Source organism: Kibdelosporangium banguiense (assembly GCF_017876405.1).
Classification (GTDB): domain Bacteria; phylum Actinomycetota; class Actinomycetes; order Mycobacteriales; family Pseudonocardiaceae; genus Kibdelosporangium; species Kibdelosporangium banguiense.
Genome location: NZ_JAGINW010000001.1, coordinates 2,594,020 through 2,606,871 on the forward strand (window position 1 = coordinate 2,594,020; position 12,852 = coordinate 2,606,871).

Here is a 12,852-nt window from a genome sequence, read left to right on the forward strand (position 1 = left end):
AAACCGCATGCAACATAAGTCAACGCTGTAGCCCATGTCACAGAGAGGTGGCGTAGTGCGAGGGAAGACGTGGCTGGCAGTGCTCGGCGCCATCGCCGCCCTGCTGCTGATCCCCCCGCTGCTGAGTTCCGGCAGCGACGACGATGTCGGCGACCAGGTCCGCGGCCTGCGCGTCCTGGTACCCAACTCGCCGGGAGGCGGTTACGACATCACCGCCCGGACCGCGGCCAAGGCGATCGAGGACGCGGAGCTGACCCGGCGGATCGAGGTGTTCAACCTGCCCGGCGCGGGTGGCACTGTCGGCCTTGGACGGATCGTGAACGAGCGCGGCAACGGCAAGCTCGTGATGTCGATGGGCCTTGGTGTCGTCGGCGCGGTGTACACGAACAAATCGCCGTCTTCACTGTCCGGCACCACCCCGATCGCCAAGCTGATCGAGGAACCGGACATCGTGGTGGTGGGCAAGGACTCGCCGTACCAGAACATGGGGCAGCTGATCGCCGCGTGGAAGGCCAATCCGGGTGCGGTCCCGGTCGGCGGCGGTTCGCAGCCCGGCGGCCCGGACCACCTCGCTGGGATGCTCACCGCCAAGGGCGCGGGCGTCGAGCCGCGCCAGGTGAACTACGTGCCATTCGACGGTGGCGGTGAGCTGCTGGCGTCGGTGCTCGGCGGCAAGATCGCCTTCGGGGTCTCCGGCATCGGCGAGTACCGCGACCAGATTCAGGCCGGTGAGCTGCGGGTGCTCGCGGTCACGAGCAAGAACCGGCTGCCCGGGGTGGACGCGCCGACCCTGCGGGAGTCCGGTGTGGACGTTGACTTCGCCAACTGGCGTGGGATTGTCGCGCCGCCCGGCATCACGCCCGGCGAACGGACTCGGCTGGTGAACCTGTTCACCAAGCTCAGCGCGTCCAAACAGTGGCAGGAAGCGTTGCAGCGCAACGGCTGGACGGCGGCGTTCCAGGCCGGTGACGACTTCGCCAAGTTCCTGACCTCCGAGAACGACCGAGTTGCTTCGACGATGAAGGAGCTGGGGCTGGTATGACCACAACCGAAGTCCGCCCCGCGGAGGGCAAGTCCTGGCTGAAAGAGCATTCCGAGCTGGGGATCAGCGCTGTGCTGGCGGTGCTCGGCGTGCTGGTGCTGGTGGATGCGATCAGCCTGCCGGCGATCCCCAACCACCGCGGGATCGGCCCGGATGTCGTGCCGATCGTGATCGGGTGTGCTCTTCTCCTGGTCGCGGGTCTGCTGGCGCTCGATGTGCTCAAAGGCGGCAAAGGCGAGGCCGAGGGCGGCGAGGACGTCGACCTGAGCGCGCCCGGTGACTGGCGCACAGTGATGTTGCTGGCCGCGGCGTTCCTCGCGAACGTCGTGCTGATCGGCCTGGTCGGCTTCCCGATCTCGGGCGCCGTGCTGTTCTGGGGCGCCGCGTATGCCTTGGGCAGCCGCAATTTCGTGCGTGACCCGCTCGTCGCAGCTGGGCTCTCGCTCGTCACCTACTTGGTGTTCAACGACTTGCTCGGCGTCGCGTTGCCGGGCGGGCCGCTGATGGGAGTGCTGTGATGGATTCCTTCGCCTCGCTGATCGACGGTTTCGGCACCGCGTTAACGCCCGGTAACCTGATGTTCGCGGTGATCGGCGTGCTGCTGGGCACCGCGATCGGTGTCCTGCCGGGGATCGGCCCGGCAATGGCGGTCGCGCTGCTGCTGCCGGTGACATACGGCCTCGACCCGACCGGCGCCTTCATCATGTTCGCCGGCATCTACTACGGCGCGATGTTCGGTGGATCGACCACGTCCATCCTGCTCAACACCCCTGGTGAGACGGCGGCGGTGGTCACGGCCATCGAAGGCAATCCGATGGCCAAACGCGGCCGCGGCGCCCAAGCGCTTGCCACGGCGGCGATCGGGCACTTCGTCGGCGGCCTGATCGGCACGATCCTGCTGGTGCTGCTTGCTCCCACGGTCGCCAAGCTCGCCGTCGGCATCGGTGCGCCGGACTTCTTCGCCATCATGCTCCTGGCGTTCATCGCGGTCACGTCCGTGCTGGGCAAGTCCCGGGTCCGTGGCTTCGCGTCGCTGCTGATCGGCCTGTCGATCGGGCTGATCGGGCTGGACCAGATGACCGGCCAGCAGCGGCTGACCTTCGGCTCGCTGCACCTGTCCGACGGTATCGACGTCGTCATCGTGGCCGTGGCCCTGTTCGCGGTCGGCGAGTCGCTGTGGGTGGCCGCGCACCTGCGCCGCATCCAGGCCGAGCCCATTCCGGTGGGGCGGCCGTGGCTGGGCCGGGCGGACTTCAAACGGTCGTGGAAGCCGTGGCTGCGTGGCCCGGTGATCGGGTTCCCGTTCGGCGCGATCCCGGCCGGCGGCGCGGAAATCCCGACCTTCCTGTCGTACGTCACCGAAAAGCGGCTCTCGAAGCACAAGGACGAGTTCGGCAAGGGCGCCATCGAAGGTGTCGCCGGGCCTGAGGCCACGGCCAGCGCGTCCGCGTCGGGAACCCTGGTGTCGATGCTCACTCTGGGCCTGCCCACCACGGCAGTCGCCGCGGTGATGCTCGCCGCGTTCCAGCAGTACGGCATCCAGCCTGGCCCGCTGCTGTTCGAGCGGGAGTCCGGCCTGGTGTGGGGCCTGATCGCCAGCCTGTTCATCGCGCTGGTGCTGCTTCTGGTGCTCAACCTGCCGCTGGCCCCGGTGTGGGCGAAGCTGCTGCGCATCCCACGGCCGTACCTGTACGCGGGCATCCTGTTCTTCGCCAGCGTGGGTGCGTATGCGGTCAGCGGTGACGTGGTCGACCTGATCGTGCTGTTCGTGATCGGTCTGCTGGGTCTGGCGATGCGCCGCTACGGCCTGCCGGTGCTGCCCGCTGTGATCGGCGTCATCCTCGGCCCGGCAGCCGAACAGCAGATGCGCCGCGCGCTGCAGATCAGCGACGGCAGCATCAGCGGCCTGTTCAACACCCCGATGTCGGTCACGCTGTACGTGATCATCCTGGTGATCATCGCGTGGCCGCTGGTCAGCAGGGCATTCCGCCGATCCGTACCGTCCGATCCGGACCGGGAGAAGATCGGCGTCTGACAGAGGGAGACTGGCCTGCTGGGAGACCATCCCGGCAGGCCGGTATTTTTTGGGTGCAACACTTCGGCTCGGCTCAAACGTCCAAGGGGCGTGACACCACAACAGAGCAGACGGCCGATGCGAGGTGTGCATGACTTTCGATGACTTCGTGGCCGAACGGCTGGATTCGTTGCTGCGTTACGCCACAGTGCTGTGTTACGACCCGCATCTGGCAAAAGACATAGTGCAGAACGTGTTGCTGCGGGCCCAACAGCAGTGGCCGCGTATCACATCCGAAGTGGACTCTCCATCGGCATACGTCAAACGCATGGTGACCAACGAGTTTCTGTCCTGGCGTCGCCGTAGGTCGACCCGTGAGGTCGGCGCCTCATTGCAGGTTCTGGACGAGCTTGGCTCGCCGACGGCGGATCTGACATACCGCTATGACGAGCGTGAGGCCATGATGGCCAAACTCGCGACCCTGCCACGCCGCCAGCGCGCCGCGCTGGTGCTCCGTTACTACCAGGGCTATGACGATGCCCAGATCGCTGCGGAGCTCGACTGCCGTCCGGGCACGGTACGCAGCCTCATCTCACGAGGACTGTCCACTTTGCGGATCCGGTCCCACAGCATGCCCCCGTCGATGGTGAAGGAGAAGAGCTGATGTCAGACGAGACTGTCCTGCGTGAGGCTCTCGCCCAACACGCGGAGTACCGGCATGGAAGCCAGGAAATCCTGATGGCACTGCGGAAACCCGTGCCTTCACCACGTCGCCGTGGCCGTCTGATGTGGATCGCCGCCGGGGCCGCCGCTGTCGCCGGCCTGACCATCGCCGGGCTCACGATCTTCGGCAATGCTCCGGCTGCCTACGCGGTGACCAAGAACCCCAACGGTTCCATCACAGTGTCCATCAAGGACATCAAGGCGATCGATCCCGCGAACGAGAAGCTGCGGGAACTCGGCGTGCGGGCCAAGGTCGTCCCCCTGACATCGGACTGCGCGAGCCTCGAGAACCGCGAGACGTACCAGGGAGACTGGGACCTCGACGAAGACAGCTCGGACGGCTCGATCACCCTCGGCCCTCGGCTTCCTGAGGGTTACACCGTGCTGCTTTCGGTCACTCACCAGCCGGGCCGTGGCACCGGGCTCGGTTTCACCGCGCCGGTGAAGGACCCGGCCCCGTCCTGCGTGCTCGACCCAGCCCATGACCCGGCCCTGCGCTCGGAAAACTGACGGGGGAAGACATCTTGTCGACGATCACGCGAGTATTCGGACTGGCGCTCATCAGCGCCGCGTTGGTGACCGGTGTCAGTGTCCCGGTTGCGAACGCGCAGTCGGCCATCGACTGGAAGCCGTGTCCGGAGGACGCGACAGCGGAATGCGGCACCCTGCGGCTGCCCATCGACTACGCCAACCCGTCAGGAGAGAAGTTCGACCTCGCGGTGGCGCGCCGCAGGGCGACCGATCCGGCGAAGCGGGTGGGCATCCTGCTGGTCAACCCGGGCGGACCGGGTGCCTCGGGCGTCGGTTTCGCCATCTCTCAGAAGGATTACTTCACCGCTGACGTGCGGTCCCGTTTCGACATCATCGGATGGGACCCACGTGGAGTGGCGCGCAGTCAGCCCGTGAAGTGCTCATTGGACATGTGGGCGAAAGAGCCATCGAAAAATCCGGCCACCCAGGCCGAGTTCGACGCCCTCGTGAAATTCAACCGGGAGTTCAGCGAGGACTGCCGCAAACGCAGTGGCCCGATCTTCGACCACGCCGACACCGGCGCGACTATCCAGGACATGGACGCGATCCGACGGTCCCTCGGCGAGCAGAAAATCAACTACTACGGCATCTCGTACGGCACCCTGATGGGCCAGCAGTACGCCGAGCGCTACGGCGACAAGATCCGTGCCATGGTCATCGACAGCAACATGGACCACAGCCAGCGCACCTGGAGTTTCGCGGCGACCGAGGCCCAGACCGCGGAAAGCTCGTTCAACGAGTGGGTGAAATGGTGCGATCGCACGGTTTCCTGTGCGCTGCACGGCAAGGACGTCACCAAGATGTGGGACGACCTGCTGGCCAGGGCCGACCGCGGTGAGGTCACCGACGTGCTCGACCCCGGCGACCCGTCCGAGCCCCCGGTGATCACGGCCCGGAACATCGCCGCTCTCGGACTCGACGCGTTCTATGGCCCGTCCTTCCAGGAGTTCGCCAAGTACGCGGCCCAACTGGACGCGCAGAAGCCCCCGCAGCGCAGATCCTTCGGTGACGCGGAGATCAACTTCGCGCGCCAGGCGACGTTCTGCTCCGACTGGAGCCTGCCGGTACGCAGCTTCACCGAGTACAAGATGCTGGAAGCCACCGAGAACGCGCTGGCGCCGCACATGCGCGGTGGCGCCCTGGGGCACGATTCGATCGCCAGGTGCATCGGATTCCCGGAGAAGGTCAACAACCCGCAGCGCCAGTTGAGCATAAAGAACGCGCCCAAGATCCTCATGCTCAACGCGCTGTACGACCCGGCGACCCCGTACTCATGGGCAGCCAACGCCCACCGCCAGTCCAAGGACACCACGGTGCTGTTGACCTACGAGGGCTGGGGCCACGGCGTCTATCGCCGCAGCCAGTGCACCGACAAGGCCGTCGACTCCTACTTCGCGACACTGGAGACGCCGGCACCAGGTGCCCGCTGTGCGGCTGTCGAACCAGGCGGGGCCGCGTTGCGGACCAGCGATGCCCGACCGCAGGTCATTCCCGGCTGGGGACGTTAGCCGAGCTATGGTCTGAGAATGATCGAGCAGTTCGAGGTGTCAGGGCCGGACGCGGGTCCCTACGGGATCACGACCGGCCCTGACGCCGCTTTGTGGTTCACCCTGGTGCACGCCGGCCAGATCGGCCGGTTCCAGCCCGGCGGCTCGTTGCAGGTCTTCGACCTGGACCCGGCAAGCAGCCCATCCGTGATCACCCCAGGCCCAGACGGCGCGCTTTGGTTCACCGAGCTGAAGGGCCACCGAATCGGCCGGATCGCGACGGACGGCTCGATCACCGAGTTCGACGTACCCACAGCCGAAGCCGAGCCCTACGGCATAGCTTCCGGCGCGGACGGCGCCCTCTGGTTCACCGAGATCAACCTCGACCGGATAGGCCGCCTAACCCCAGACGGCGAAATCACCGAGTTCCCGTTGCCAGTCTCAGGCTCATACCCAGGCATGATCACTGCGGGCCCCGACGACGGCCTCTGGTTCTCCCTGAACCAGGCCAACGCCATCGGCCGGATAGACCTGGGCGGCGACGTGACCATTCACCCGCTGCCCACCGAGGCAGCCGCCCCAGTCGGGATAGCCGACGGCGGCGACGGCGGCCTCTGGTTCGTGGAAATAGGCGCAGGCCAAGTAGGAAGAATCGCGGTGGACGGCCACGTCGACGAGTTCCCCTTGCCGGACAAGGGATGCCGTCCCCACGCGATCGTCGCCGACGACGAGGGCAACCTCTGGTTCACCGAATGGGGCGCCAACAAAGTCGGCCGGATCACCCTCGCAGGCAAGATCGACGAGTACGACCTGCCCTCCCCGAACTCCGAACCCCACGGCATAACCATCGGCCCCGACGGCGCAGCCTGGGTGGCATTGGAGAACGGAAACCTGGCCCGGATCACGGCCTGACTAGCTGAGGCGGCCGCTCCGCAGGGCGTTCACCAGGGCACGCACGTCGGCCCGGATCGACTGGTCCGGGTTCTTCGTGTCGCGGACGGCCCCGAGGTCCGCGCGGACCTCGACACAGTCACCGCCGTTCTGGCTGTGGCTCGATTTCTTCCAGCTACCAGTAGTCATGATCGGCCCTCATTTCTTCAGGTTGTCGATCTGCTCGGCGATGAACTGTGCCGACTCCTGCGGACTCATCGCCACCTTTCGCACTGAGTCGACCGCCGCCTGGTACACCTTGATGTCGGCCTGCTCGTGCAAGAACAAGCCCGACTGGCGGTTTTCCAAGTACACCACGGTTTTCCCTGACTCGGTTTGAAGTAGGTACCACGGTCCTTCGAGCGCCGGGTGCCAACCTGCCGTGAACGGGATGACCCACAGATCCACCTGCTTGGTCATGTCGAGCAGGAACTCAAGTTGGCCGCACAGAACCTCTCGGCCACCGACATGCTGCATGAGCGCGGCTTGCCCAACGTAGGCAGTCAGCGTGGCGTGTCGCAGTGCCTCGCGCCGACCCAGCCGGATCGCGATCCGGGACTCGACTTCATCTTCCGGCACTCCACCTGCGGTCATGATTGCCCGGGTGTAGGCGGCCGTCTGCAGCCAGCCTGGTACGAGCAGAGGCGCGACTGTAGTGATCTTTTTCGCATCGCGCTCGAATCGCAGCAGCGCTTCCAGTTGGCGGCGCTGCTCTGGCAGCGAAGTGGCGAGCCATGAAGAGGAGTCCGGATCCCGGCTCAGCGCCAGGATGTCCTCGTACCGTTCCCCGGTGACTCCCAGAAGCGTCAGGATCTGGGCGACATCTTCGGGGCGGGGTGCCCGCTGACCGGTCTCCCAGCGGGACAGTGTGGCGGCGGTTTTGCTGAGCCGCTCCGCGAACTTGGTGAGGTTCTCGTGGCCGGCACTCACGCGCGCTTCTCGCAGTGCGGCGCCTAGGGCCATGCCCTTTGATGTCGCTGTTTTGTTACCAGCCATGCAACGAAGAATAGCTGTTCCACCAAGGAATGTATGTCGCTTGATCGGGTGAATTGCCGCATGCGTTGCCGGTTACACGCTATGGTAACTAGCGCTCGGGAGCGCTAATAGACCAAGTCTAGCGGGAGGTATACGGATGGCTCGGGGCACCCCATGACTTATGTCCTTGCCGCGGCCCTCAGGGACGCGATGATCCAACGCCTGGCCGGCCTGGAGCGGTTGGCGGGCAAAGCCGATGCCGCGCCTGCCACTGAACTCGGGCACCTGACATCGGCGATGCGCGAAATCCTTGCCCTGCACCAGCCTGACTGTGACGGCCGGTGCCGGGGCTGCCCGGGATGGCGGCGCCATCGCAAGTTTCCTTGCCGAGTCTGGCTGATCGCCCACCGTCATCTGCTTGTCCCTCGAACCGCACGATAGGAGTCCACCTATGTCTGACAACGCAGAGCGCGAACAGCACCTCGCCGAACAGGCCGCATTCAGCGAGCGCGCAGCCGCGATGGTCGCGGCGCAGGCGCCTCGCCTTTTCGCCACTGTCGTGACCAAACAGGACGCCGACACCGAGATCATCGGTTGGGGCATGGAGTTCGACGACAGTGCCTACATGATCACCGCTGACGGCCGTAACCAGTACTTCTTGGCTGAGGCCGAGAACGCGCTGATGTATGTCCGCAGTGAGCCGGGCGCCACTGCCGACCTCGTGTGGGTCGCTCCCGCTGTGCTTGTCAGCCGGGATCGATCCCAGACATGACCGTCAATGCCTGGCGCCACTGCTGTGCGCAGGCGCGGCCGACCCGTTCGGTGTCGACGGCGTCCGGGTCCAGTAGGCGCTGCATTCCTATGCCCCGCAACTGTCCCAGCACTGCTACGGCCACGTCCTGCGGGTCGATGTCCGCTCGTATTGTGCCGTCCGCGATACCGGCGGCGACGTCGTCGCGTAGGTCCGCCCGGAATGCCTCGTCGCGTTCCCGGAAACTCGCCGAGAGTTCGGCGGCCGTGGCGGCTTCGGCCCACAGCAACAGAAACGCGCGACTTGCGACGCTGTCGCGACCAAGTTCCGCGACATAGCCTTCGACCAGGGCCAGCAGGCGTTCGAGCCCAGGTGACATGGTGACGACGCCAGGGACGAACCCGCTCTGGCTCGACTTCGCCAGTGCGTCGAGCAGGGCCTGCTTCGATCCGAAGTTGTGGGTGACGATCCCTCGGCTGTACCCGGCACGCTCCCCGACGCGAGCCAGGGTCACCGCTCGCACGCCGGACTCCACCACCAGTTCCGCGGCTGCTGCGAGCAACGCGGCTCTTGTCGTGGCGCGTCGCTGTTCCTGCGTGCGTCGCTGTTCGGGTGGCATGGCCGGGAGCGTATCAGGCGCACTTGCGTGTTGAATAACAAGTATGTGAGAGTGTGTGCTCATGACCGCTGTGTTCGTAAACGGCAACCCTGAGACCGCTGCGATATGGGATCCACTGTGCGCCGAGCTGGACCGGACGGACGTGCTGCGCCTGTCCCCGCCCGGCTTCGGCGCGCCCATTCCTGAAGGCTTCGACTGCACCGTGACCGCCTACCGCGACTGGCTGATCGCCGAGTTGGAGACACTCGGCGAGCCAGTCGACCTCGTCGGCCACGACGTGGGCGGCAGCACGGTCGTCACCGTCGCCATGACACGGCCTGACCTGCTGCGGACCTGGGTCAGTGACAGCCTGGGCGCGTTCGATCCGGACTATGTCTGGCACGACCTCGCCCAGCAGTGGCAAACACCCGGCATCGGTGAAAAGTCGGTCGCGCAACGGCTGGGCGGCACGCTCGAAGAACGCACCGAGCGCTTGGTTGCCAGAGGCATCGCCAGACCGGTCGCCGCACAAGTGGCCGTCGGTCAAGGACCGCAGATGGGCCAGGCCATCCTCGCCTACTACCGCTCGGCCGTCCAACCGGTCATGGCCGGCCTAGGCCGCAACCTCCCTGCTGCCGCGGCCCGTCCCGGCCTCGCCATCCTCGCCACCGACGACCACATCGTCGGCTCCGAGGACATGCGCCGCCGATCCGCAACCCAAGCAGGGGCCCAAGTCGCAACCCTCGAAGGGCTGGGCCACTGGTGGATGGTGCAGGACCCGGTCCGCGGCGCGCGGGCCCTCACCTCATTCTGGGCTTCTGGCCTGGGTGGTCGAGCGGACCACCAGTGACGGGTGCAGCAGCCGTTTGACCGGCTCGGTGCGCTCGCCGCGGACCCGTTGCAGCAGGGCCTCACCGGCGAGGCGGCCGATCTCGTGGCGGGGCTGGTCGATGGTGGTCAGGGAGACATGCCGCAGCCCGGCCAGCGATGTGTTGTCGTAGCCGACGATCGAGATGTCCTGTGGGACACGCAATCCGGCTTCTTCCAACGCCGAGATCGCTCCGACGGCGTTGAAGTCGTTGGCTGCGACCAAGGCTGTGGGCAGCTCGTCGCCTTGCAGCAACTGGCGCACGGCTTTGGCGCCGGCGATGTCGGTGTATTCACTGGGAATCACCCAGGGTTTCAGGCCGTGCCGCTGCATCGCGCTTACGTAGCCCCGCCTTCGTTGCGGCGCCTGGGAACCGACACCGCCATCCAGGTGGGCAATCAGACTGTGGCCAAGCGAGACCAAGTGGTCCACCGCCAGACCTGAGCCTGCTTCACCGTCGTCGTTGACTGTGTCCAACGTGGACAGACGGGACGATCGGGCGACCAGGACCACAGGCGCTTGCTCGGCTGCGGCAGCCAGCGTTGTCGGCGGCACGACGGGGCCAAGCAAGGCCACTCCGGCCGGCCGGAATGCCAGCAGGCTTGTCACGGCGCGTTTTTCTCGCGATGGGCTGCGGCCTCCGGTGTTGATGATCAGCTCGAAGCCTTCGGCTGCCGCGACTTCTTCGAGACCGTCGACGACTTCGGCGAAGAACGCGTTGTGCAGGTCGGAGACCATCACGCCGAGCACTGTCGACGTGCGGCTGGCCAGTGAGCGGGCCATCGCGTGCGGGGAGTAGCCGAGTTTCTCGGCGGCTGCCAGCACGGCTTGCCGCCGTCGCTCGCTGACCTTGGGCGAACCGTTCATCACCAGGGAGACCAGGGCGCGGGACACACCGGCCACGCGGGCCACGTCCTGCATGGTCGGGCGAGTCAAGGCTGGCCTCCGGGGCGTAACAAGCGGGCAACTCGCCCTTGACATGACGTGCACCACGTTACAGCATTAGAGCGCTCCAACAAATAGAGCGCTCTAATTTGGAGTAGCCTTGACCAGCGGATCCTTTGGAGAAGCATGCGTATCGGAGTAGCTGGGGTCGGCCGCATCGGCACGATGCACGCCGGGAACCTGGCCTCGCTCGACGCCGTCGACGAGGTGGTGCTGTTCGACCCGGTCCCGGGGCGTGCCGCGCAGGTGGCCACCGAGATCGGCGCGAGCGCGGTGGACGACCTGGACGCGTTGCTCGCGGCCAGCGACGGTGTGCTGATCGCGACTCCGACCACGACACACCCAGAGACCATCCGCCGCGCCCTCGCAGCGAAGACGCCCGCCTTGTGCGAGAAGCCGATCGCGAGCGACTACGCCGAGATGAGCGCGCTGGTCGACGACATCGAGGCCTCCGGTGTCGAGGTGCTCGTCGGGTTTCAACGAAGGTTCGACCCCGCGGTCGCCGAGCTGTACCGGCGGATCCGCGCTGGTGAGGTCGGCAAGCTGTACCTGGTCCGGTCCACCGGTAACGACGCCGAACCACCCGACTTCGGATACCTGCCCGCGTCCGGCGGGATCTTCCGTGACCTGCTGATCCACGACCTGGACGCGGTGCCGTGGCTGGTCGGAGAGCCGGTCGTCGAGGTCTACGCCTCCGGTTCCGTCCTTGTCGACCAGGCCTTCGCGGACGCCGACGACGTCGACAACGCCGTGGTGACGCTCAAGTTCGCAGGTGGCGCGCATGCTGTACTCGTCGGTGGACGGCATGACCCGCTCGGTTACGACCACCGCATCGAAGTGTTGGGCAGCAAGGATTCCCTGGCCGTCGGGCTCGACCCGCGCACGCCTCTGACGTCGCTCGAACCGGGTGGTCCCGTCGTCAGCGCGGACGCATACCCAGGCTTCCCGGAGCGCTTCCACCGCGCGTACCTCAACGAAATGGCCGTCTTCGTAGACGTTGTCGCAGGCAAGGTGGCCAACCCGTCGCCTGCCCGCGACAGCCTCACCAGCCTGCGCCTTGCGTTGGCCTGCGACGAATCGCGCCGCTCGGGCTCACCCGTGCGGATCACTCAGGAGGTGACCGCGTGAAGATCGCTGGAGCGCCGATTTCCTGGGGCGTGTGCGAGGTCCCGGGCTGGGGCCTGATGCTCGACCGGGACACCGTGCTGTCCGAGATGGCCGAACTCGGTATGACCGCGACCGAACTGGGCCCGCCGGATTACCTGCCGACCGACCCGACCAAGCTGCGTGCCCTGCTCAGCACGTACAACCTGACGCTCGTCGGCGGTTTCCTTGCCGTGCCGCTGCACGACGAGTCCAGCGTCGAAGAGGCTGACCGGACCGCGAAGCTGCTGGCCGCGTGTGGCGCCGAGGTGCTTGTTCTCGCCGCGGCGACTGGGCTGGACGGATACGACGAGCGCCTCGTGCTCACCGACGAGCAGTGGGCGGCCCTGATCAGCACCGCGGCCAGGATCCGCGACATCGCGGCGGGCTACGGCCTCAGAACCGTGCTGCACCCGCATGTCGGTACGCATGTGGAGAAGCGCGCGGAGGTCGAGCGGTTCGTCGCCGACTCGGATCTGGACCTGTGCCTGGACACCGGGCACCTGATGATCGGCGGGACCGACCCGGTCGAGCTGGCCCGTGAGTACCCGGGCCGGATCGGGCACCTGCATCTCAAGGACGTCCGGGCGGACCTGGCCGACCGGGTCCGCGCCGGCGAGCTCGGCTACACCGAAGCGGTCGGGCAGGGCATGTACGTGCCGCTCGGGCAGGGGGATGTGGACATCGAAGCGGTCGTTCGCTTCGTCCACCAAGCGGGTTACGACGGGTGGTACGTCCTGGAACAGGACACCGCCTTGAGCGAGCAGAGTCCGGTGGACACACCCAAACTGGACACGGCTCGCAGCCTGCGACACCTCAATCAGATAACCGGCGAACTGTAAGCA

General features: G+C 66.4%; 15 protein-coding genes. 11 read left to right on the top strand and 4 right to left on the bottom strand.

The window, feature by feature from the left end:
• Positions 1-55: 55 nt before the first annotated feature.
• The 7 genes from JOF56_RS12430 to JOF56_RS12460 all read left to right on the top strand — a co-directional run bounded on the left by JOF56_RS12430 (position 56) and on the right by JOF56_RS12460 (position 6,709).
• Positions 56-1,042 carry a Bug family tripartite tricarboxylate transporter substrate binding protein gene (locus JOF56_RS12430; protein ID WP_372447865.1) on the top strand — a complete coding sequence of 329 codons (987 nt, stop codon included), beginning with the start codon at positions 56-58 and terminating at the stop codon, positions 1,040-1,042.
• Complete coding sequence (locus tag JOF56_RS12435; RefSeq protein WP_209637370.1) at positions 1,039-1,560, top strand: tripartite tricarboxylate transporter TctB family protein; 522 nt, start codon at positions 1,039-1,041, stop codon at positions 1,558-1,560. Before JOF56_RS12430 ends, JOF56_RS12435 begins: the two co-directional genes overlap by 4 nt.
• Positions 1,560-3,077: a tripartite tricarboxylate transporter permease gene (locus tag JOF56_RS12440; protein ID WP_209637372.1), complete on the top strand. Its 1,518-nt coding sequence runs from the start codon at positions 1,560-1,562 to the stop codon at positions 3,075-3,077. The genes JOF56_RS12435 and JOF56_RS12440 overlap by 1 nt, the downstream gene beginning before the upstream one ends.
• Positions 3,078-3,207: 130 nt before the next feature.
• Complete coding sequence (locus JOF56_RS12445) at positions 3,208-3,720, top strand: SigE family RNA polymerase sigma factor (RefSeq protein WP_209637374.1); 513 nt, start codon at positions 3,208-3,210, stop codon at positions 3,718-3,720.
• Positions 3,720-4,289: a hypothetical protein gene (locus JOF56_RS12450; RefSeq protein WP_209637376.1), complete on the top strand. Its 570-nt coding sequence runs from the start codon at positions 3,720-3,722 to the stop codon at positions 4,287-4,289. The genes JOF56_RS12445 and JOF56_RS12450 overlap by 1 nt, the downstream gene beginning before the upstream one ends.
• A gap of 14 nt (positions 4,290-4,303) precedes the next feature.
• A complete protein-coding gene (locus JOF56_RS12455; RefSeq protein WP_209637378.1) occupies positions 4,304-5,818 on the top strand; it encodes an alpha/beta hydrolase in 1,515 nt (504 codons plus the stop codon).
• Positions 5,819-5,836: 18 nt separating this feature from the next.
• Entirely contained in the window at positions 5,837-6,709 is an 873-nt protein-coding gene (locus JOF56_RS12460) for a Vgb family protein (RefSeq protein WP_209637380.1), read from the top strand.
• On the opposite strand, the gene JOF56_RS12465 is transcribed toward JOF56_RS12460, so the two are convergent.
• Both JOF56_RS12465 and JOF56_RS12470 read right to left on the bottom strand, forming a co-directional pair.
• Positions 6,710-6,877, bottom strand: a complete 168-nt coding sequence (locus JOF56_RS12465) for a DUF397 domain-containing protein (protein ID WP_209637382.1) — start codon at positions 6,875-6,877, stop codon at positions 6,710-6,712.
• A gap of 9 nt (positions 6,878-6,886) precedes the next feature.
• On the bottom strand, positions 6,887-7,723 hold the full coding sequence (locus tag JOF56_RS12470) for a helix-turn-helix domain-containing protein (RefSeq protein ID WP_209637384.1): 837 nt from the start codon (positions 7,721-7,723) through the stop codon (positions 6,887-6,889).
• Between the two features lie 430 nt (positions 7,724-8,153).
• Between JOF56_RS12470 and JOF56_RS12475 the strand changes: the two genes are divergently transcribed.
• Positions 8,154-8,474 carry a hypothetical protein gene (locus JOF56_RS12475; RefSeq protein ID WP_209637386.1) on the top strand — a complete coding sequence of 107 codons (321 nt, stop codon included), beginning with the start codon at positions 8,154-8,156 and terminating at the stop codon, positions 8,472-8,474.
• On the opposite strand, the gene JOF56_RS12480 is transcribed toward JOF56_RS12475, so the two are convergent.
• On the bottom strand, positions 8,449-9,072 hold the full coding sequence (locus JOF56_RS12480) for a TetR/AcrR family transcriptional regulator (protein WP_209637389.1): 624 nt from the start codon (positions 9,070-9,072) through the stop codon (positions 8,449-8,451). The two genes, JOF56_RS12475 and JOF56_RS12480, sit on opposite strands and share 26 nt — an antisense overlap.
• A 61-nt stretch (positions 9,073-9,133) precedes the next feature.
• Between JOF56_RS12480 and JOF56_RS12485 the strand changes: the two genes are divergently transcribed.
• Complete coding sequence (locus JOF56_RS12485) at positions 9,134-9,901, top strand: alpha/beta fold hydrolase (RefSeq protein WP_209637391.1); 768 nt, start codon at positions 9,134-9,136, stop codon at positions 9,899-9,901.
• On the opposite strand, the gene JOF56_RS12490 is transcribed toward JOF56_RS12485, so the two are convergent.
• Positions 9,857-10,855: a LacI family DNA-binding transcriptional regulator gene (locus JOF56_RS12490; RefSeq protein ID WP_209637393.1), complete on the bottom strand. Its 999-nt coding sequence runs from the start codon at positions 10,853-10,855 to the stop codon at positions 9,857-9,859. The two genes, JOF56_RS12485 and JOF56_RS12490, sit on opposite strands and share 45 nt — an antisense overlap.
• Before the next feature lie 135 nt (positions 10,856-10,990).
• Here JOF56_RS12490 and JOF56_RS12495 point away from each other — a divergent pair, with 135 nt between their 5' ends.
• Both JOF56_RS12495 and JOF56_RS12500 read left to right on the top strand, forming a co-directional pair.
• Entirely contained in the window at positions 10,991-11,992 is a 1,002-nt protein-coding gene (locus JOF56_RS12495; RefSeq protein WP_209637395.1) for a Gfo/Idh/MocA family protein, read from the top strand.
• Positions 11,993-12,048: 56 nt separating this feature from the next.
• Complete coding sequence (locus JOF56_RS12500) at positions 12,049-12,849, top strand: sugar phosphate isomerase/epimerase family protein (protein ID WP_209648207.1); 801 nt, start codon at positions 12,049-12,051, stop codon at positions 12,847-12,849.
• Positions 12,850-12,852: the final 3 nt, after the last annotated feature.